The sequence below is a fragment of the Tenacibaculum piscium genome (assembly GCF_021390715.1).
Taxonomy (GTDB): Bacteria; Bacteroidota; Bacteroidia; order Flavobacteriales; family Flavobacteriaceae; genus Polaribacter; species Polaribacter piscius.
The window spans coordinates 20,195-41,019 of record NZ_JAJGWT010000002.1; the positions used below are offsets into that span (position 1 = coordinate 20,195).

The 20,825-nt window shown below is 30.4% G+C and carries 16 protein-coding genes; 7 read left to right on the top strand and 9 right to left on the bottom strand.

What is annotated here, in order from left to right; all coding sequences use genetic code 11:
- Position 1 precedes the first annotated feature (1 nt).
- The gene (locus tag L0U77_RS02290; protein ID WP_145993246.1) at positions 2-1,216 is read right to left on the bottom strand and encodes a hypothetical protein; all 1,215 of its coding nucleotides are present in this window, start codon (positions 1,214-1,216) and stop codon (positions 2-4) included.
- Between the two features lie 101 nt (positions 1,217-1,317).
- On the opposite strand from L0U77_RS02290, the gene L0U77_RS02295 reads away from it, so the two are divergent.
- The 5 genes from L0U77_RS02295 to recJ all read left to right on the top strand — a co-directional run bounded on the left by L0U77_RS02295 (position 1,318) and on the right by recJ (position 6,103).
- Positions 1,318-1,941 (top strand): thymidine kinase, encoded by a 624-nt coding sequence (locus L0U77_RS02295; RefSeq protein ID WP_233883374.1) that lies wholly within the window; start codon positions 1,318-1,320, stop codon positions 1,939-1,941.
- Positions 1,934-3,043, top strand: a complete 1,110-nt coding sequence (alr, locus tag L0U77_RS02300) for an alanine racemase (RefSeq protein WP_101918644.1) — start codon at positions 1,934-1,936, stop codon at positions 3,041-3,043. Before L0U77_RS02295 ends, alr begins: the two co-directional genes overlap by 8 nt.
- 52 nt (positions 3,044-3,095) lie before the next feature.
- Positions 3,096-3,500 (top strand): large conductance mechanosensitive channel protein MscL, encoded by a 405-nt coding sequence (mscL, locus tag L0U77_RS02305; protein ID WP_233883390.1) that lies wholly within the window; start codon positions 3,096-3,098, stop codon positions 3,498-3,500.
- Between the two features lie 428 nt (positions 3,501-3,928).
- Positions 3,929-4,366, top strand: a complete 438-nt coding sequence (locus L0U77_RS02310) for an OsmC family protein (RefSeq protein WP_101918642.1) — start codon at positions 3,929-3,931, stop codon at positions 4,364-4,366.
- A 51-nt stretch (positions 4,367-4,417) separates the two neighbouring features.
- Entirely contained in the window at positions 4,418-6,103 is a 1,686-nt protein-coding gene (gene recJ / locus L0U77_RS02315; protein ID WP_233900681.1) for a single-stranded-DNA-specific exonuclease RecJ, read from the top strand.
- A 239-nt stretch (positions 6,104-6,342) separates the two neighbouring features.
- Here recJ and L0U77_RS02320 read toward each other — a convergent pair whose 3' ends face one another.
- The 6 genes from L0U77_RS02320 to L0U77_RS02345 form a co-directional block, all read right to left on the bottom strand.
- Positions 6,343-7,218: an acyl-CoA thioesterase gene (locus L0U77_RS02320; protein ID WP_233897666.1), complete on the bottom strand. Its 876-nt coding sequence runs from the start codon at positions 7,216-7,218 to the stop codon at positions 6,343-6,345.
- Positions 7,219-7,233: 15 nt separating this feature from the next.
- Positions 7,234-8,439 (bottom strand): GNAT family N-acetyltransferase, encoded by a 1,206-nt coding sequence (locus L0U77_RS11920; RefSeq protein WP_233883369.1) that lies wholly within the window; start codon positions 8,437-8,439, stop codon positions 7,234-7,236.
- A gap of 270 nt (positions 8,440-8,709) precedes the next feature.
- Positions 8,710-9,465, bottom strand: coding sequence for a hypothetical protein (locus L0U77_RS02330; RefSeq protein ID WP_233900682.1), 756 nt, complete (start codon positions 9,463-9,465; stop codon positions 8,710-8,712).
- A 99-nt stretch (positions 9,466-9,564) separates the two neighbouring features.
- Positions 9,565-10,185 carry a hypothetical protein gene (locus tag L0U77_RS02335; RefSeq protein WP_233883367.1) on the bottom strand — a complete coding sequence of 207 codons (621 nt, stop codon included), beginning with the start codon at positions 10,183-10,185 and terminating at the stop codon, positions 9,565-9,567.
- Between the two features lie 103 nt (positions 10,186-10,288).
- Positions 10,289-13,606, bottom strand: coding sequence for a class I tRNA ligase family protein (locus L0U77_RS02340; RefSeq protein ID WP_233897663.1), 3,318 nt, complete (start codon positions 13,604-13,606; stop codon positions 10,289-10,291).
- 151 nt (positions 13,607-13,757) lie between these two features.
- Entirely contained in the window at positions 13,758-14,300 is a 543-nt protein-coding gene (locus L0U77_RS02345; protein WP_233883365.1) for a DUF2911 domain-containing protein, read from the bottom strand.
- Between the two features lie 171 nt (positions 14,301-14,471).
- Between L0U77_RS02345 and L0U77_RS02350 the strand changes: the two genes are divergently transcribed.
- Together L0U77_RS02350 and L0U77_RS02355 are read left to right on the top strand one after the other, a co-directional pair.
- Complete coding sequence (locus tag L0U77_RS02350) at positions 14,472-14,978, top strand: peroxiredoxin family protein (protein ID WP_233897662.1); 507 nt, start codon at positions 14,472-14,474, stop codon at positions 14,976-14,978.
- Positions 14,975-16,204, top strand: a complete 1,230-nt coding sequence (locus L0U77_RS02355) for a hypothetical protein (RefSeq protein WP_233897661.1) — start codon at positions 14,975-14,977, stop codon at positions 16,202-16,204. Before L0U77_RS02350 ends, L0U77_RS02355 begins: the two co-directional genes overlap by 4 nt.
- Positions 16,205-16,264: 60 nt before the next feature.
- On the opposite strand, the gene L0U77_RS02360 is transcribed toward L0U77_RS02355, so the two are convergent.
- Together L0U77_RS02360 and L0U77_RS02365 are read right to left on the bottom strand one after the other, a co-directional pair.
- A complete protein-coding gene (locus L0U77_RS02360) occupies positions 16,265-17,719 on the bottom strand; it encodes a RagB/SusD family nutrient uptake outer membrane protein (RefSeq protein WP_233897660.1) in 1,455 nt (484 codons plus the stop codon).
- Positions 17,720-17,732: 13 nt separating this feature from the next.
- Positions 17,733-20,813, bottom strand: a complete 3,081-nt coding sequence (locus L0U77_RS02365) for a SusC/RagA family TonB-linked outer membrane protein (protein WP_233897659.1) — start codon at positions 20,811-20,813, stop codon at positions 17,733-17,735.
- Between the last annotated feature and the right edge of the window lie 12 nt (positions 20,814-20,825).

Consider the following 20,825-nt stretch of genomic DNA (forward strand, 5'->3'; position numbering starts at 1 on the left):
TTTAGGCAAATCTTCGTTCAATAATTTCAAATAATCTGGCTTCATGTATTTCTTTTCCAGACCAATTATAATCTGGTTTTATCATTTCGGTAATAAATCTTTTGGCTTCACTTTCAGTTTTGAAGGTATTTAATTGCGAAACGACTCTATTAAAATCGTTTTGATTTCCATCAAATAGATGTCTTACAAAAACAATTCTATCATTTAAATCTATTTGAATAGCTTTTTGCAGGAAGTCGTTCAGTGATTTTTTCGGGGTTATTTTCTCAAATAAATCAGCCATTACATCTACAGAAATTGTTCCTTGTAATTCGTCTTCAAGTGTTTTTCTTATTATTTCAGGAAAATCTTTTTTATCTTTTTCTTCGGATTTTTCTTCAGATTTATTTTCTAATTTTTCTTGTTCAATTTTATTTTTTAAGGCTTGTTTTAATGATATTGGAACAATTTTTTCTTGTTCATTTTCAAGCTTTTTTGTTTTGAGGATTTCGTTAAATTCTCGTTGAATTGCTTCGTTAAATTTCTCTTCTTCTTTGTTGATTATTTTCTCATCAACTTTTTCAACGACTTCTTTCTCCGATTTTTCTTGAATTTCTTCTTGAATTTCTTCTTGAGTTTTTTCGGTTATTTTTTCTTCGGATTTTTGAAGAATTACATTATTAAGAATTTCTTCTTTTTCCGTTTGAATTTCAGGAATAATCGTTGTTATTTTTTCTTCGGATATTTCTTCATCAACTTTTTCAACGACTTCTTTTTCAAGTTCTTCTTGAATTTCTTCTTGAGTTTTTTCCGTTATTTTTTCTTCGGATATTTTATTTTCAACAACTTTAATCAGTTCTGGAATATTTTTTTGAATTTGAACTTCATCAATAAAAATTTCGGGAACAACTTTAGCGATTGTATCTTCTACTTTTTGAAAAACTTCTTGTTCTTCTTCGAGTTGATAAATTGCGGTATTTTTTTTAGTTAAAGAAAGATTTGTGTTTTCGTGTCTTTCTTTATTTTGTGAGGCGACTAAAACATCTTGTAATAATTCTTGTTTTGTTTTTGATGGATTAGGCGTATTATTGATATATTCTTCTACATATGCCAAAACCGAAATTTTTTCATAAACTTCGTGTGCTTTCTGTTTTAACGCAAACACATCTTCTTTATTTTTCATCTGTAAGATGCTGTGTGCTAAACTGGTTAAATCTGACGCTAACTTTTTGTGCATAAGTTGTTCTTTGATTTTAATATTAACTGTTTAATTTTAATAAATTTGTTATCTATTCGAAAGTACCATAAAAATCAATAATTAGCGCCTAAAAATACAAAATGTTTCTTGAAAACACCGTAAATCATACAGAACAATTTGGTTGGATTGAAGTTATCTGTGGTTCTATGTTTTCGGGTAAAACCGAAGAATTAATCCGCAGACTTAAACGAGCCGAATTTGCCAAACAACGAGTCGAAATTTTTAAACCTGCCATCGATACGCGTTATCATGCCTATGAAGTGGTTTCTCATAATGCCACCAAAATCCGTTCAACACCTGTACCTTGCTCTGCAAATATATTATTATTAGCCAACAATGTTGATGTTATTGGTATTGATGAGGCACAATTTTTTGATGATGGTATCGTTTCAGTTTGTAACGAACTAGCCAACAAAGGAATACGTGTTATTATCGCAGGTTTGGACATGGATTTTAAAGGAAACCCTTTCGGTCCGATGCCCGCCTTAATGGCTACTGCCGAATACGTTACCAAAGTCCATGCAGTTTGCACACGCACTGGTAATTTGGCACATTATAGTTACCGAAAAGCCACAAGTGATGCGCTGGTTTTACTTGGTGAAACCCAAGAATATGAACCGTTAAGCCGAGGAGCTTATTACAAAGCTGTACAAAAACCCGTACAAGAACAACTTAAAAAGAACGAAAATTTAACTGATGAATAATTTAAATAATCATGTAACAATTTTAGAGATTGATGCCAAATCAATTGCTCATAATCTTGCTTATTTTAAGCAAAAACTAAATCCTGAAACTAAAATTTTAGCGGTTGTAAAAGCTTTTGGTTACGGAAGTGAATCCACAGAAATAGCCAAATTACTACAAGATAAAGTGGATTATTTTGCCGTTGCCTATTGTAATGAAGGAATTATTTTACGCGAAGCAGGAATTAAAACACCTATTTTAGTATTACATCCACAGCTTCAAAATTTAGAAGAAATTGCAAAATATCGCTTAGAACCGAATTTATATAATTTTAAGATATTCGATGCTTTTTTAGCATTAGCGGATAAAAAACCATTGATGAATTATCCGATTCATATTAAATTCAATACAGGTTTAAATCGATTGGGTTTTTGGCACACCGATACGCCAAAGCTTATATCAGAATTAAAGAAATCAAATAATGTTCATGTCGAATCTATTTTTTCGCATTTGGCGGCTAGTGAAGATCCGAATGAACAAGAATTTACCATCGGACAAATCAATAATTTTGCTTACATCGTAAAACAAATTTATGGACACTTAGGCTATAAACCGATGATTCATATTTTAAATACTTCTGGTGTTATCAATTATCCACAAGCTCAGTTTGATATGGTTCGTATCGGTATTGGTTTGTACGGTTTCGGAAATAACAAACAGGAAACTTCACAGTTAAAAAATACGCATACCTTAAAGTCTCTCATTTCACAAATAAATATTATTAAACCAGGGGAAACTGTTGGATATAATCGAGCATTTGTAGCCAGCAAACCAACTCGTAGCGCTACAGTTCCGATTGGTCATGCTGATGGAATTTCACGTAAATTAGGTAAAAAAGAAGGCGTTGTTTTTATCAACAATAAACCCGCTCCAATTATTGGAAATGTTTGTATGGATATGATTATGGTCGATGTTACCAATATTGATTGCAATGAAGGTGATGAAGTTATTATTTTCAACCATCAGCAACACGTTTTATATATGGCGCATAAATGTGAAACAATTCCGTATGAAACACTTACCGCAATTTCACAACGTGTAAAAAGAGTTGTGAAACACTAAATTTTACTTAAATTGCGAATTATTAACTATAAAAAAAATAAAAATTATGAGTATGCTTAAAGAATTTAAAGAATTTGCTATGAAAGGTAACTTAGTCGACATTGCTGTTGGTTTTGTGATGGGTGCAGCTTTCAAACAAGTAGTAACTTCTTTTACAGGAGGAATTGTTTCTCCTTTAATTGGATTAATTTTCAATGCAAACTTTAAAGATTTGAAATACATCGCAAAACAAGGAATTGCTGATGCTACAGGAAAAGTAACTGGAGAAGTTGCTATTCTTTATGGAGAATTTTTAACCAATGTGATTGATTTTGTAATCGTTGCTTTTGTAATGTTTATGGTTGTAAAAGGTGTGAACGCTTTAAAGAAAAAAGAAGAACCTGTTGTTGAAGCTCCAAAAGGACCAAGTCAAGAGGATTTATTAGCAGAAATTAGAGATTTATTAAAAAAACAATAATTCAATTCTCAATTAATTTTACAATATAAAAAGGCGATAAAATTATTTTTATCGCCTTTTTTTGTTATTTACTATTTTTATGTATTATTTTTATGAGCCTGTTTAAATTTCATCTAAAAAAGTTTTGTAACATAAAAATAAGAAATCGAATCCGTCAAACTGAATTTAGTTCAGTTTCGCATCCTGATTTGCCGTAGTTATTCCCTTTTTTTTGATGATTCTTGTCAATTCGAGTGATTTTAATGACTAAAAGGAATTAAAATTGTATCGAGAATTTGAGTTCTTTTATTTTGATGAATTTTATACAAAAAAGTTCTCGATACAATTTTTTTGAAGGAAAAAAATCACTCGAACTGACAGTTTATTTAATTTTTAAACAAGCTCTATTTATCAAAAAAAATATCATAATAATTAAAAACACACAAAATATGGCTTCAAATACCGTTACAACAGTTTGGAAAGAAAACATGCAATTTGAAACTGATAATCCTAGTGGACACAAAATTTTTATCGATGCTGGAAAAGAAAATGGCGGTAATAGCGATGGTTTAAGACCAAAAGCATTGATGCTTTCTTCGCTTGCTGGTTGTTCTGGTTTAGACGTAGTTTCATTATTGAAAAAAATGAGAGTTTCTGTCGCTGATTTTAAAATGATTGTTATCGGCGAATTAACCGAAGAACATCCGAAATATTATCATAAAGTTTTGGTCGAATATCATTTTTATAATGATACTTTATTTTCAAAATTAGAGCAAGAAAAAATTAATAAAGCCGTACAATTATCAGTAGATAAATATTGTGGCGTTATGGAAATGTTTCGACAATTTGCCAAAATTACAACGACCAATCATTTTCATCAGCAATAAAAAAGATTGCAAGAATTAGTGTAACATCATCAGAAAAAAGCTAGAAAAATTATGCGTTGGCATTTAAAACAAACTCCCGATTTATCAAAAGTAACGCAACTCGCCAAAGATTTATCGGTTGAAAAAACATTGGCTAAAATTTTAGTGCAACGAAATATTGATACTTTTGAAAAAGCACGACAATTTTTCCGTCCTTCTTTGGATGATTTGCACGATCCTTTTTTAATGAAGGATATGGAATTAGCTGTACAACGCATTGAAAAAGCGATTGCAAACAACGAAAATATTTTAGTTTTTGGCGATTATGATGTCGATGGAACAACGGCAGTTTCGTTACTTTCATCTTATTTAAAAACAATTCACCCAACTATTTCCACCTATATTCCTGACAGATATGCCGAAGGTTATGGCGTTTCGTATATGGGAATTGATTTTGCCGATGATAATGATTTCTCTTTAATTATCGCCTTAGATTGCGGTATAAAAGCCATTGATAAAGTTGCCTACGCAGCTGAAAAAAACATTGATTTTATTATTTGCGATCATCATAAACCTGGCAAAGAAATTCCGAAAGCGGTGGCGGTTTTAAATGCCAAACAAGACGATTGTTTTTATCCGTATGATGAATTATGTGGTTGTGGTGTTGGTTTTAAATTGATTCAAGCATTAGCATCAAAAAGAGGGCAAACTATTGATGATTTAATACCGTATTTAGATTTGGTTGCCACGGCAATTGCTGCCGATATTGTTCCAATGACTGGCGAAAATAGAACCTTAACGTACTTCGGATTACAGGTAATCAATTCAAAACCACGCAACGGATTTAAAGCCATTATTGAACAATTAAATAAAAAAACACTCACAATTACCGATGTTGTTTTCATCATCGCACCGCGCATAAATGCCGCAGGAAGAATGAAACACGGTAATTATGCCGTGGAACTTTTAACCGAAATGGATTTAGAAACAGCAATTGAATTTGCATCTGGAATTGAAAAATTTAATGCCGATAGAAAGGAAATTGATAAAAAAATTACCAAAGAAGCGTTAGCGCAAATTGAAGAAAATAACGAAACTGAAAAATTTACTTCGGTTGTTTTTGATGAAACTTGGCACAAAGGCGTTATCGGAATTGTAGCATCAAGATTAATTGAAACGTATTACAGACCTACGTTAGTTTTCACAAAAAGTGGCGATAAATTAGCGGCTTCGGCTCGTTCGGTAAAAGGATTCGATGTCTATAATGCCTTAGAAGAATGTTCCGAATTTATCGAACAATTTGGCGGACATAAATATGCGGCAGGTTTAACTTTAGTGCCTGAACAATACGAGAATTTCAAAAATAAATTTGAAGAAGTCGTTGCTAAAACTATTGATAAAAATTTATTAACCCCTGAAATTAATATTGATGCCGAGTTAGATTTATCGGAAATATCGCCTAAATTTTTTAGAATCATACAACAAATGGCGCCTTTTGGTCCTTTAAATATGAGACCTACTTTTTCAACAACATCTGTTAGAGATAATGGTTTTGGAAAACAAGTCGGTGCCGATAAAACACATTTAAAACTCAATATTATTTATGGTGCCGATAAAAAAACATACAATGCCATCGGATTTAATTTAGGAAAAAAACTGCCTTTAATTCAAAATGATTTTGATATTGCCTACGCTCTCGATGAAAATACTTGGAACGGAAATACCAATATTCAACTGCTTTTGAAAGATATAAAATAATGTATATCTTTTTGAGGCTGTTTAAAAATAAAAACCTGATTTACGTCGTATGAGGCGAACACATAGGTTCGCCCCTACATATTTAAATTTTCCTTTTTAGCACAAATGCCTAGCCCCGATTGAAGCAATTGTTTGAGCTCTTTTTTGTTTTTTTTCCTTCAAAAAAAATAAAAAAAGCGAGTGCGAAAAGCGGGAAATTGCTTCAAAAAATATTTAAATTACTTTATATAATTCTGATTTTATGATTCCTTATTTTTAATTGCTCGCATCAAACCTTCTTGCGCTACCGAAGCCACTAAAACGCCTTTTCGAGTGTAAATATTACCTCGTGCAAAACCACGAGCACCATGTGAACTAGGACTTTCTATTGAAAACAATAGCCAATCGGAAAAATCAAAATCGCGGTGAAACCACATCGCATGATCTAAACTCGCCATTTGCGTATTTCCAAAATTGGCAACACTCGCATTCGGATTTAAACAAGCTGTTAATAAATTATAATCTGAAATATACGTTAAAATTTGCTGTTTAATAGCCAAGCTTAAATTACTTGGAGCATCTTTTAATTTGAACCAAACATCAACTACAGCAGGCAAATCTTTCCTATCAACAGGATTTATAAGCGTTACAGGTTTAAAATCAATAGGACGCTCAATACTTAAAAAAGCTTTTAATTTTTTAGGTAAAAAATCATTAAACTCAACCAACATATCAGACCAACTTAACAATTCTTCAGGCTGTTTTATGTCTTTTTTAATTGGCTTTTGATGCTCATAACCTTCCTCCTTTTTATGAAAAGAACACGCTAAAATAAAAATAGTTTTATCATTTTGAGATGCCGTTACTCGCCTTGTAGAAAAACTTCCTCCATCACGAATTACTTGTACATTATAGGTTATTGGCAGTTCTAGATTTCCTGCTTCTAAAAAATAAGAATGCAAGGAATGTAAAATACGCTCATCAGAAACCGTACGATACGCTGCATTTAAAGACTGTGCTAAAACTTGTCCTCCAAAAACAATTGGACTGCCAATATCTTTACTTATTCCGTTGAAATTATTATTTCCGAAATCTTCTAACGTTAATATATTTAATAATTCTTGCGTATTTTTCATAGTTGTAAATTATCGTTAGCTTGATTCTTTGTTTTTAAAAGGAAATCGTTGTGTAAATTCTGTGGGTTGAATTTTTTTCAGAAACAACTTTAAAATACAATTTGTAATTGTTTTTTTATGACGTAAATAAATCGTTAAATCTTGCGGAACAGCCCCTACCGAACTTTTAATTTCACTTGCCGTTCGTCCAAAATTTATACGTGTTACTTGTTCTTTAATTCCTAAAGAAATATAATCGTATAACATTCGTTGATAAATGGCATATTCTTTATTATAATCATAATCGATACCTACAAAATGCGCATCTAAAGAACCATTATTATTAATTCCTGATAAAAAACCAACTAATTTATCTTCCAACCAATAGGCTTTTAAAAAATAGGCATCACCTAAATTATCTTTTAACATTTGATAGGTTTGCAAATTGAAATCAGAAAAATTAAAACTCGCTTTGTTAGCTACATTTTGATACAAAAAAGTCATTTCTGAAAATAATTCAGTAACTCTTTCTGTAGTAATATCTTCAGTTTTTAAAACCGCACTTCGCTTTAAAGCCTTACGAGCTTTTACTCGAAATTTAGTTTTTAAATCCGCTAAATAATCATCTAAAGAATGCCAATTTTCAGCGACATGAAACACCATATTCGGAGCAACATTAAAAGGTTTATATCCCTGTTTATCGACACGTTCAGTTGTTAATAATGTTTTATTTTCAAAATCTTTAATTAAAAAAGCATCAATATTTTTCTGCGGATGTACGCTTGAAAATTCCAAAATTGCTTTGCTTACCGCAGCTATAATTTGACTTTCAGATTGAGTTTCTCTTAGGTTCTTTTTGATGAAAATTCCGTGTTGTCCACTAACAAAAACATTACCACAAACCAGTATTTTAAACACTTTTTTTGAAGGTAAAAAACCCAATTTTTCGCCCGTACATTGTAGCCAATCTAACGTTGACTGCATTTCATTCTTAATACTATCCAAATGGAAATCAATAATTTGAAGCGTTACAAAAGCCACAGGTGAATTTTTATCATCAAATAAAATAAGATATGAAAATTGTATTTTTGAATTATTTTGCTGTAAAGCTTCTAAATACTTCGGATGAAAATAAGTGTTATCGGTACAATTTAATTCCGTCCAAATATCGGTTGATATTTTATGAATAGCCTCAAAATATTGAACAGTTAAGCTCGGTTTTTTACAAGATAAAATATGCACAGATTGGGTTCTTTTTGGATGACAAATTACTAAAAGTTTACGGATTTAAAGATTTATAAAAAAGATTTAAACTACACCATTATTCCAAACAGGCACTTTTAAGAGTTGACTAATTTTCATCATATCACTTAAAATGTAGGTTTTATCACCATGATTTAATAAATTATAACGTGTTCCATCTTTAGTAATTAAATTTAATTCGTACGAAAAATAACTTCCTGAAGAGCTACTTCCTGATATGAATTTTTCTAAAACCTGTAAGGCGTGTACTTACTGAAATGTTAATAATTCTGCTCCTACAATTATTTTTCTTTTTCGGGTATATATATATACTTTGGGCGAAAACATAAATAATAAAATAACTCCTACAATTAAGAAAACACCGCCTGATGTAAAAAACAATTTTCCCCCTTTCATAAAAGTAAGCGGAATATCAGAAGTTTGATAATATTCGTAAAATGAAACAGCGACATAATTTAATCCTATCAAGAAAAAACTCCACGCAAAAACTTTGGTAAACGAACTTCCTGTTATTTTATAACCTTGTGGTGTTTTTTTAAAGGTTTCACTCGCGAAATTGCTTCCTGAACTTTCTAAAGCGTTCCATGAAATTTTCTGCCCTATTTCATCGGCATTAAAATCATCAAAATTAAAATCGATTTGTTTGTTTTTAGAGGATGTTTTTTTTCTATTAGAAAGATAACTTGTTACTAGCATACCGATTCCCATAAATACTAAAACAAGTAACATTCCGCCTGTTTTATAATATAGAAATTTTTGTTTTCCATACACTTTTTGATGAACAGCAACTGTAATTTCTAGTTTTTTAAGTAAATGTGTGCCTTTTCGATTTAGTTTTTTGGCGTGTTTTAAAGAGTCTAAAGTGTGGATATCATTTTGAAGATTTATTTGATTATTGTTATATCTTTCATATTGCTTTTGAATTTGCGGTACAAATACAAAATAAATCATTCCAATAGGAATCAATAAAAAAAGCCACGAACTCTTGAAAGGTAATTTTTGCATTTACTATTTTTTAGTACAAGTTATTAATAATTAAAACTATAAATTCTGACAAACAAACGGGTTATTTATCAGAATTTAAATTAGAAAACAAACGCTAAGTTAGTCTAAAACAACTAGTTTAATTGCGTGATATCCGTCAGATTGTACGCCGATTAACCCTGAAACTGTTGTCCCTTTTTTAATGGTGGTATTGGTAATATTATAGTCGAATAACTCTTTTTTAAATTTTTTATTTGCCGAATTTGCAGCAATCATATTTCCTCCTGCTATTCCTGGTCCTACAATTAAACCAACAGGTGTTGAGCTTGTTTCTTCATGATAACCATTACTAGAGTCAGTGGTGTAAAATTTTAATGGTGTTAATAATAAATACCATAAGTAAGAAGCAACGCTTTGTTTTAATGATTTAAAAACCATTTCATTTTCCATAATATATAAACCTGCGCCATCGTCGTAGGTTAATTTTAAATCTTTACCAAAAACAACATCTTTATCAGAATTATTAGTCAATTTAACTGCAATTAACCGAATACCTTTTGAAAGTTCTTTTTTATGATATTTTTTTTTCAATAACTCGTATTTATATTCAAGAATAACCCCTTTATCGGTACTTTTTGATACATAATTAAGCGTTTCAGGGTTAATCGTCTTATAACCAGAAGCACAGCTTGTTGCTAAAAACAGTAGTACTAAAAGAGAAATTGTTTTAAATAAATTCATTCTTTATATTTTTAAAATCAAAAATAGCTTAAAAAATAAAACCACAAACAATTAATTGTTTGTGGCTTTATATAAAAAATTTAGTTACTTATTTATAAGGTAATTACCCTACAAGATTAATTATTTTTCCAGGAACAATAATTATCTTTTTAGGAGCTTCTCCTTTTAATTGCGCAATTGTACGCTCGTCTGCTAATACAATTTTCTCTATTTCTTCTTTCGATAAGTCTAATGCTAATTCTAAAGTAAAACGCATTTTTCCGTTAAAAGAAACTGGGTAGTTTTTTGAACTTTCTACTAAATAAGAAGCATCAAATTCAGGGAAATCAACGGTAGAAATTGAACCTTCATGCCCTAATTGACTCCATAATTCTTCTGCAATATGTGGTGCATACGGAGAAATTAATGTTAATATTGGTTCTAAAATCGCACGTTTATTACATTTTAAAGCAGTTAATTCATTTACCGCAATCATAAAAGTAGAAACCGAAGTGTTAAAAGAGAAATTCTCTATATCTTCTGCTACTTTTTTAATGGTTTTATGTAAAATTTTAAATTCTTCTTTGGTTGGTTCTTCTTCAGTTATAATAACTCCTTCTTCGCCAACATATAATTTCCATAATTTCTTTAAGAAAGAATATACTCCTGAAATACCTGAAGTTTTCCAAGGTTTAGTTTGTTCTAAAGGACCTAAAAACATTTCAAATAAACGCAATGCATCTGCTCCAAATTCTTCACAAATTAAATCAGGATTTACAACATTGTATTTCGATTTTGACATTTTTTCAACCTCTCTGTAACACACAAATTGATTGTCTCTTCCGAAAACAAACTCAGCAGTTTCAAATTCTGATCTCCAAGCTTTTAATTTATCAATATTTACATTGATATCGCCTTCTAAAGTACTTACACAAATATGAATTGGTCTGTACGTTAAAGATTCTTCAGTTTCTTCTGTTAAACCTGCTTCTACTAATTTTTTATGTAATCGAGAACCTAATTTATCATCAGCTTCAGTATCTTCTATTTGATTTTCTCCTTGGAAATAATCAGATGAAACATATAAATTATGTTTTTTACCATCAAACAATGCTTCGTAAACAAGTGCTGATGTTCCTAAAATCATTCCTTGATTGATTAATTTTTTAGCAAACTCATCAACAGGTAAAGCGCCTTTATCGAACAAGAATTTTTGCCAAAAACGAGCATATAATAAATGTCCTGTTGCATGTTCAGAACCTCCAATATATAAATCGATTTCTTTCCAGTAATCAGCCGCTTCTTTGCTTACAAATTCTCCATCGTTTGTAGCATCCATATAACGGTTAAAATACCAAGAACTTCCTGCCCAACCTGGCATTGTGTTTAATTCTAGATTAAAAATAGTTTCGTTATTAATTAAATCATTAGCAACTACTTCATTTTTTTCAGTATCCCAAGCCCAAGCTTCAGCATTTCCTAAAGGTGGTTTTCCATCTTCGGTTGGCAAATATTTTTCAACCTCTGGTAAAACAATTGGCAAGTATTTTGCGTCAATCATTTGTGGCATTCCATCTTTATAAAAAACTGGAAAAGGCTCTCCCCAATAACGCTGACGACTAAATACAGCGTCACGTAAACGGTAGTTTATTTTTCCAAAACCGAAACCTTGCTTTTCCATTTCATAGATAGCTAATTTCATGGCTTTTTTATATGATAAACCATCTAAGAAATCAGAATTTGCAATTTTAGTTCCTTCTTTATCAGCATGTGCATTTTCAGAAATATCAACATCAGCAAAAATATTAGGAATTGCTAATCCGAAGTTTTTTGCAAAATCATAATCACGTTGATCACCACAAGGAACTGCCATAACTGCACCTGTTCCGTAGTTTGCTAATACGTAATCACCAATCCAAATTGGCACTTGTTTTCCCGTAAATGGGTGTAAAGCATACGCTCCTGTAAATACTCCTGAAATAGTTTTTACATCTGCCATTCTATCTCTTTCAGAACGCTTTGCCGTTGCTTTGATATAAGCATAAACAGCTTTCTTTTGAGATTCACTTGTAATTTTAGCTACTAACTCATGTTCTGGAGCTAGTGTCATAAAAGATACTCCGTAAATAGTATCAGGTCTTGTGGTAAAAACGTCTATTACATAATCGTTTTGTACTACTGTTTCTGCTACCTCAACTGTTGATTTCTCAAGAGGTTTTGCAAATTGAATGGTATTGTTAATTTTAGAAACAACACCTAAAACATTTTCTAAAACCTCTTCATTTGTAAAACGAACTATATGAAGTCCTTCGTTTGTAAAATAAGTAGTTCTTGCCGCTTCATCTTCTTTTCCAGAAAATTCAACTACAATGTTTTTTGCTAAACATACATAATCTACTAAAAACGTACCGATAGTATATTTTTTTCTAAATTTTGATGCTCCTTTTTTATTTTTTAACTCATTCCAAAGTACCTCTTCAGCCTTTGATAAGTTTAAACGCATTTCTTTTAATGCCTCTAATTCTTTGAATGATAATTTTACACCTTCTTCAACTTCTAAAGCATCAACTTTAAAAGTTACCATTGCTCCTTGGCTTCTTCCAATCCAATTTGTTTGGCTATCTTTTAAAGGTTGTGGCCAATCGATGTTTTCTAAACCATCTAATAAACGTTGTGAATATGCTGAAATTCGCATAGACCATTGTGTCATTTTCTTACGAATTACAGGATGCGCTCCACGTTCTGATACACCGTTTATAATTTCATCATTTGCCAATACCGTTCCTAATCCTGGACACCAGTTTACTTCGGTATCAGATAAATAAGTTAAACGATATTGTAATAAAACAGCTTCTTTTTCTTTATCAGAAAAACCATTCCAATCATCCGCAGAAAAAACAGCGATATCTTCTTCTGATACAGCATTTACAGATGCATTTCCTGCTGTTTCAAATACTGAAACTAAAGTTGAAACATCTTCTGCTTTATCTGAATCTTTATTATACCAAGAATTAAATAATTGGATAAAAATCCACTGTGTCCATTTATAATATTCAGGGCTAGAAGTTCTCACCTCACGAGACCAATCGAAAGAAAAACCAATAGTATCTAACTGACGACGGTACGTATTAATGTTTGTTTCTGTAGTAATTGCTGGATGCTGACCTGTTTGAATTGCATATTGTTCTGCTGGTAAACCAAAAGAATCATATCCTTGCGGATGCAATACGTTAAATCCTTTATGACGCTTATAACGTGCATAAATATCAGATGCAATATATCCTAAAGGATGCCCAACATGTAAACCCGCTCCTGAAGGATAAGGAAACATATCTAACACATAATATTTAGGTTTCTCTGATTCATTACTGGCTTTAAACGTTTGGTTATCTGCCCAAAACTGTTGCCATTTCTTTTCTATCTCTTGATGATTATATTGCATTGTATTTCGTTTAAGAAGCGACAAATTTACGTTTATTTTAAATACTATATTTGTTTATTTTTTATTAGCAAAAATCTTCTTAAATAAATACAAATAGGTTTAAAAATCAATTGATTTTTAAACCTATTTGTAGAAATTAAATATAAAAAAATTATGCTTTTACAGGAACCTCAACTATTGTTGTTCCCCATCCTAAATACATATTAAAATCAGTATCTTTTCCATCAAAGGCAATAGAAAATACTTCTGTTTTTTTAGTCGCTTTAGAAACCGTTGCTTGTACACGTACCACATCTTCCGATTCACTATAAAGATAAGAACCCCATACATTTTTAGCGGTGCTTAAAATTACCGTCCATTCTTTATCTCCAGGAATGGTAAATAATGTGTAAGTACCTGCTTTAACTTCTTTTCCTCCAAAATTAGCATCTTTATAAAATGTAATTTCGGCAGCTTCGTTAGCACCTGTTCTCCATACTTTTTCATTGGGTGCTAATTTAGAAACGGCTCTTCCCTTTAATTGCGGACGACTATAAATTACTTTTACCAACTTATCTGAAATTCGATAACTACTAGGATATGCCGCCGCATCCATCGGACTTTTATCTAATCCTGCAAAACTTTGTGCTTTTACTTGATTAGAAAATAATATTGTTAGCATTAAAACAGCTATTACTAAGAGACTTTTTTTCATTCTAAATTATTTTTAAATTGCTATTATTACTATTTGGTCTTCAAAATTACGAATCCTTACAGAAAAAAAACCTTAATAATTACCTATACTTATGTTAAATTTAAAACAGTATTAATCAATTTTTATTCTTTTAGATATTCTTATTTTTGACTAGGAAATATTATTAAGTTTATGACGTACCTCTACTATATAAAAAAGAGTATATTAGTTAGTTTATTTATATCAACAAGTACTATAACAAGCTGTAAAACAACTGAAAAAGAAAACAAATCAAACGAATATAACAAAGCATATACAACAAAAAAATATATCGACTTATATGGAAATACCATAAATATAAGTGATTATAAAGGTAAAAAAGTAGTATTAAATTTTTGGGCAACTTGGTGTAAAAACTGTAGAAGTGAAATTATGTTATTTTCCCAAAATAAAGCCTTTTTTGAAAAAGAAAACTACATTCTTCTTTTTGTTTCGGATCAAAGTATAGAGGAAATTAAAAATTTTAAAGAAAAAAATAATCTTAAATTAAAATTTATTAAATATAAAGAAAACCTTATTAATTTAAAAATTTACTCACTACCCACTACTTTTATATATAATGAAAAAGGTATAGAAGTTTCTAAAAACATAGGTGTTTTAGATTTAAAAAAACTTAAAAATACACACTCAAATAAATGAAAAATAAAAACCTATATATATTATTATTAATTATTTCTACATTAATATCATGTAATTCTAATCAAAAAAAAACAACCAATTTTATAACTTTAGATGATAACAATCAAACTAGTTTACCCTATCTATTTACAACTAAAAAAGGAACACTATTGTTATCGTGGAACAAAAAAATAAACGACTCTATAAATCAGCTTAATTATTCACAACTAAAAAAAGGAAATTGGGAGAAATCAAAAGAAATAATAAAAGGTAAAAATTGGTTTGTAAACTGGGCTGATTTCCCTTCTATTTCGGCAAACAATAATACTATTTTATCTCATTTTTTAAAAAAATCATCTGAAGAAACCTATTCTTATGATATCAAATTAAATATATTCTCTAAAGAAAAAAAAGAGTGGCTAGTAAATTTACCACTTCATGATGATACTACTAAAACTGAACATGGATTTGTAACAATGATTCCTTATAATAATCATTTTTTTATAACCTGGCTAGACGGAAGAAATACAGCTTCAATAAATGCTAACAAAAACAATGGACACGCAGGGCATCAAGGGACTATGACCCTAAGATCGGCAGAGGTTTCTTCTGATGGTAAAATAACAAATAGAACTCTTTTAGATTCAAAAACATGTAGTTGTTGCCAAACTACCGCTGCAATTACTAAAAATGGTCCTATAGTTTTATATCGTGATAGGACTGATAATGAGATTAGAGATATTTCTATAACAAGATATGTAAATGGTAAATGGATTACACCTCAACCTATTTATAATGACCAATGGATGATTAAAGGATGTCCTGTAAATGGCCCTAAAGTTGATGCTTTAAACAATGATGTGGCAGTAGCTTGGTACACTGCTGTAAACGATAAACCGACTGTTAAAGTTGTTTTTTCTCAAGATGGTGGTGCTAATTTTTCTCCACCTGTTTTAATCAATAATAAAGAAACTTTAGGTAGGGTTGATATTAAATTACTAGACAACAAAAACGCCTTAGTTTCTTGGATTGAATTATTGAATGATAAAAGTTATTTAATGGCTGTAAAAGTAAATAATTCAGGATATAAATCTAAAGCTATTATTATTAGTGAAATAAATAGCTCTCGAAAATCTGGATTTCCTCAAATGGAAGTCGTTAAAGATAAAGTATATTTTGCATGGACATCGCTCCATAATAAAACGCCAAGTATAAAAACAGCTTATGTACTTTTAAGTGATTTTTAATAAATATCAAAAAAAAGGGTCTCAAAAAATTGAGACCCTTTTTTTTAAAAATAAAAATAATTAATACCCTTTTGTTTGTTTCATTCCTGATGCTTTTACCTCACTTGCAGGTATCGGGTATATTGTTTGTGGTGAAAATGCGACTATATTCAAATTATTAGATTTTAAACCTGTATTGATATGGTCTGTTATAAGGCGATTAATATTTGTACCTGTTCTTATATAATCATAAACTCCGTGTCCTTCAAGCGCCAACTCTTTTCTACGTTCTTCGTGTATCCGTTTTTTAAGAGCATTCCCTGACACTGTTACTTTATGAGTATCAAAATCTGTTGTTCGTTTTCTTATTAAAGTATTAAGATACATTCTAGCTTCAGAAAGTCCAGAAGCTCCATTTACACAAGCCTCTGCAGCTATTAAATAAACTTCAGAAAGACGTATTACTGGAACATTATGAATACTTAACCCTGAGCCTCCTTCTCTATTAATATATTTTACAAAGCCCATCTTTGTACCTTCTTTATCATCTGTTAATAAATTTTTTCGGGGGTCTCCTTTATACGATTTTAATAAATTAACAAAAGTTTGAGTAGCAATAACATCGCCTTGTCCTCCTTCACGAAAATCAAATTGAGCGCCCAAACCATTACTTCCTACTGAGTTCTGGTTATCTATACTAATTTCAAAAAGCGATTCTGATGTATAATCATTAAATTGATAATTATCAATTCCCATAAGGTAACTTTCTCCTCTTACAGCTATTACTTTTTTAGCGTAAAAAAGGGCATTATTCCAATCTTGCTTGTATAAATACACTCTAGCTAATAAAGCATTAATTCCTGTTTTAGTAATATATTTGGTGCTACCCTCTGCCCATGAATCATTTTTAATTAATTGTAGCCCTTGTTTTAAATCTAAAATAATTTGATTATAAGTTGCACCTAAATTGCTTCTTTCAATAACAATTTCTGAAGAAGATAATTTTAATGGCAATCCTTGTGATTTCTCTCCTTCTTTAATCCAAGGATAGGTAAATGTTCTTGTTAAATCAAAATATATCATTCCACGAAGTGCTAAGGCTTCTGCTTTAATTTGTTTTTTATCAATATTACTTCCTTCAGCATTTTCTATATTATCTAATATTAAATTAAGATTTCCTATTGCCTTGTAAGACTGTAGCCATAAACTTTCTGCACCACCATTATTATTACTACTTTCATTATATTTATATTCGGTTTGCTCGTAATCTCTAGGATTATATGTTGTTTTTACAAACCTAAAATCAGTTCCCTTTACAGCTGCTCTCTTATACAAATTACGACCTAAATATGATGCTTTTGATATTTCATTATATGAGCCATTAAGTAAACTTTGTAGTTTATCAACTGATTTTATAACTAATACTTCTGAAATTACATGGTCAGGGTCTTGGGTTAATATTTCATCACTACATCCTTGTTGTACAAAGATTCCGACAAGCAATATTGCTATCTTTATATATTTTAATTTTTTCATCGTTAATTTATTTTTAAAATTTTAATTCAAATCCTAATAGAATACTAGTTGCTGTTGGTGTTTGAAAGAAATTAACACCATTAGATATTGCTTCAGGGTCATAATCATTCATCTCTGTAAACATCAATAAATTATCTGCTTGAATATATACACTTCCACCGTCAATTATTTTCATTTTAGGTAAATTAAAACTTAATTTAACGTTCTTTAATTTTAAATAATCTGCACTATATAAATGTCTTGTAGAAACATCATTTGAAAAAGTATTATTACCGTTAATTCTAATAGGCACATCTGAACTAAGATTATTTGGATTCCATGGATTTAATTGTGCTGTCGTATTTGTAAATTGTGGAGCATGTCCATCATCATCTCTTTTAAAAGCTGTTCTGTCATATACTTTTCCTCCTAATCCAAAAGTGAATAAAAAATCTAGATTTAAGTTTTTGTATGTAAACTGATTGTAAAACCCTCCTTGAATGTTTTGAAGTGCTTTTCCAAAAATTCCAAATCCTGCAGACTTTGCATCTGTTGTTATTTCTCCTGTTCGCTTTCCTTGATTTAAAACATAATATTGAGCCAATCCATTTTCTTTATTAACTCCTGCATAATCTCTTAAATAAAAAGAATTTAAACTTTCTCCTACTTTAACAATTGTAGGATTTTGACCATATTTAGAGTTATACGTTGGTGTTAAATCTCCTTTTAACTTGGTTACCTCATTGGTTAATAATGATAGATTTAATTTGGTATTCCATGAAAAATCAGTACTAGAAATAGGTGTATAACCTAACTCCAATTCCCAACCAGAATTATTCATTTCTCCAAAATTTTGTAGTTGATTACTAAAACCCGTAGTTCCTGATACAGGAATATTTAAGAGTAAATCTTTCGTTTTCTTTGAGAAGTATTCTAACGAAACATTTAACTTATTAAATGCTACAGCATCAATTCCTATATTAAAATTATTACTTAACTCCCACGATAAATTAGGATTTGCTAACTGTCCATATGAAAGCCCTGATGAACCTCCGTATCCTTTTTTAGCAGAATCGAAAAAAGCTAATGAAGCATAATGTTCTGGAGGTAAATTACCATTTGTTCCATAACTAGCTCTAAGTTTTAAATAATTAAGTGCATCTATATTTAAAAAATTTTCTTCACTGATAATCCAGCCTCCTGAAACAGACCAAAAATTACCCCATTTCGAATCTTTTCCGAAACGAGAAGAACCATCTTTTCTAAAACTTCCTGCTAAATAATATTTTTTATTAAAATTGTAATTGAATTGAGAAAAATAAGACAATAAGGCATAGTTTTCAGAATGTCCTTTCCAAGACCATAACGAACCGATACTACTTGAAGATAATAACTCATTATCTAAAATATCATACCCTGAATTATTTATTGATTTCATTTTTGATACTTGAGATTCAAATCCTAATAAAGCTCCAAAAGCATGTTTATTAACTTCTTTATTAAATGTTAATAAATTAGACGATGTATATTGAAAAGCTTTACCCTGTGAAACATATAAAACACCATTCCATTTACCTCCACCAGCTCCAAATTCTTTATTATCATATAAAGATTCTTCATTATTTTGATGGTCGATTCCGAAAGTTGTTTTAAAATTAAATTCTTTCGTTAAATTGATTTGAGCAAAAGCATTTCCTCTAACTCTAAATTCATTATTAATATATTCTCCTACTTTTATAATACCTATAGGATTCGCATTTTTTTCAATTCCGTTTGGTAAATTTGCAATTCCCATATACCCTTTAGCATCATAAATAGGTGCTGCTTGAGGTAAAACTCGAGCCATATATAATGGGTTTAATCCTCCTGCATACGTTCCATCATACTGCCCTGTATTTCTTTCTGACTTTGCTACAGAAAGATTCATACCAATAGTAAGCCAATCTTTAGCTTTATTTTCAATATTAAGTCTTCCTGAATAACGTTTATAATCTGATTTAATAATAGTTCCTTCTCTTTCTAAATAACTACCTGATGCATAAAACCTTGTATCTTCATTACCTCCTCTAGCGGAAAGACCATATTTACGTACAGAACCTGTTCTATAAATAGCATCTAGCCAATCAGAATTAACCTGCTTATTTCCATAAATTGACTCATAATCGTTTTGTGAAGATTTTTTATATTTAGCATACAGAACTGCATCTTTATAGACTCTAGAAAACTCACTATTTTCATTATTTTGAATATACTGATGTAACTGTCCTTCTTCCCAAAGATTTTTAAATTGAGTATTTGTTATTGTTTTTTCCTCGGTTAAATTAAATGTAGGTCCAAATTCTGTATAAAAGGTCATTTTTGTATCGCCATTAGTTCCTTTTTTTGTGGTAATTACAATAACTCCATTAGCTGCTCTAGACCCATATAACGAAGCTGCTGCTGCATCTTTTAACACAGTAATACTCTCTATATCATTAGAATTTAACGTAGATAACGGATTCATTTTATTTACAGCCCCATTACCTCCGATACGAGAATTATTATCAGAATTAATAACAACCCCATCTAAAACATATAGAGGTTGAGTTACTCCATTAATAGAACCAATTCCTCTAATTTGAACATTAGAACTTCCTCCTGGCTGACCTGTCGTATAAATATTAACCCCTGCAACACTTCCTTGTAAAGCTGTTTCAAAACTTGCAGAAGCTGTTCTTTTAAGAACCTTATTACTTACTTTATTTGCCGAACCGATTAAACTTCTTTTTTTAGACGTTCCGTAAGCAGTTACAATAACCTCCTCTAAACTTTCTTGATTTTCTTTTAACTGAATACTGTTTAGTTTATCAAGAAGTGTTACAATTTTTGTTTGATACCCGACTGTTGTAATTGTTACTTTTACATTTTTCTGATTTTTTGAGTTTGTTAATTTAATTATAAAATCACCATTTAAATCAGAAGCTGTTCCTATATTTTTATCAATCGTAGAAACAATAGAAGCTCCAATAATTGGGTTTTTATTTTCATCCGTAATTTTTCCTTTATATATTTTTTGTGCAAAAACGTTACATATAGGCACTAGAAGTCCTATGAATAAAAGTAGTATTTTTTTCATTATTGTAAATTT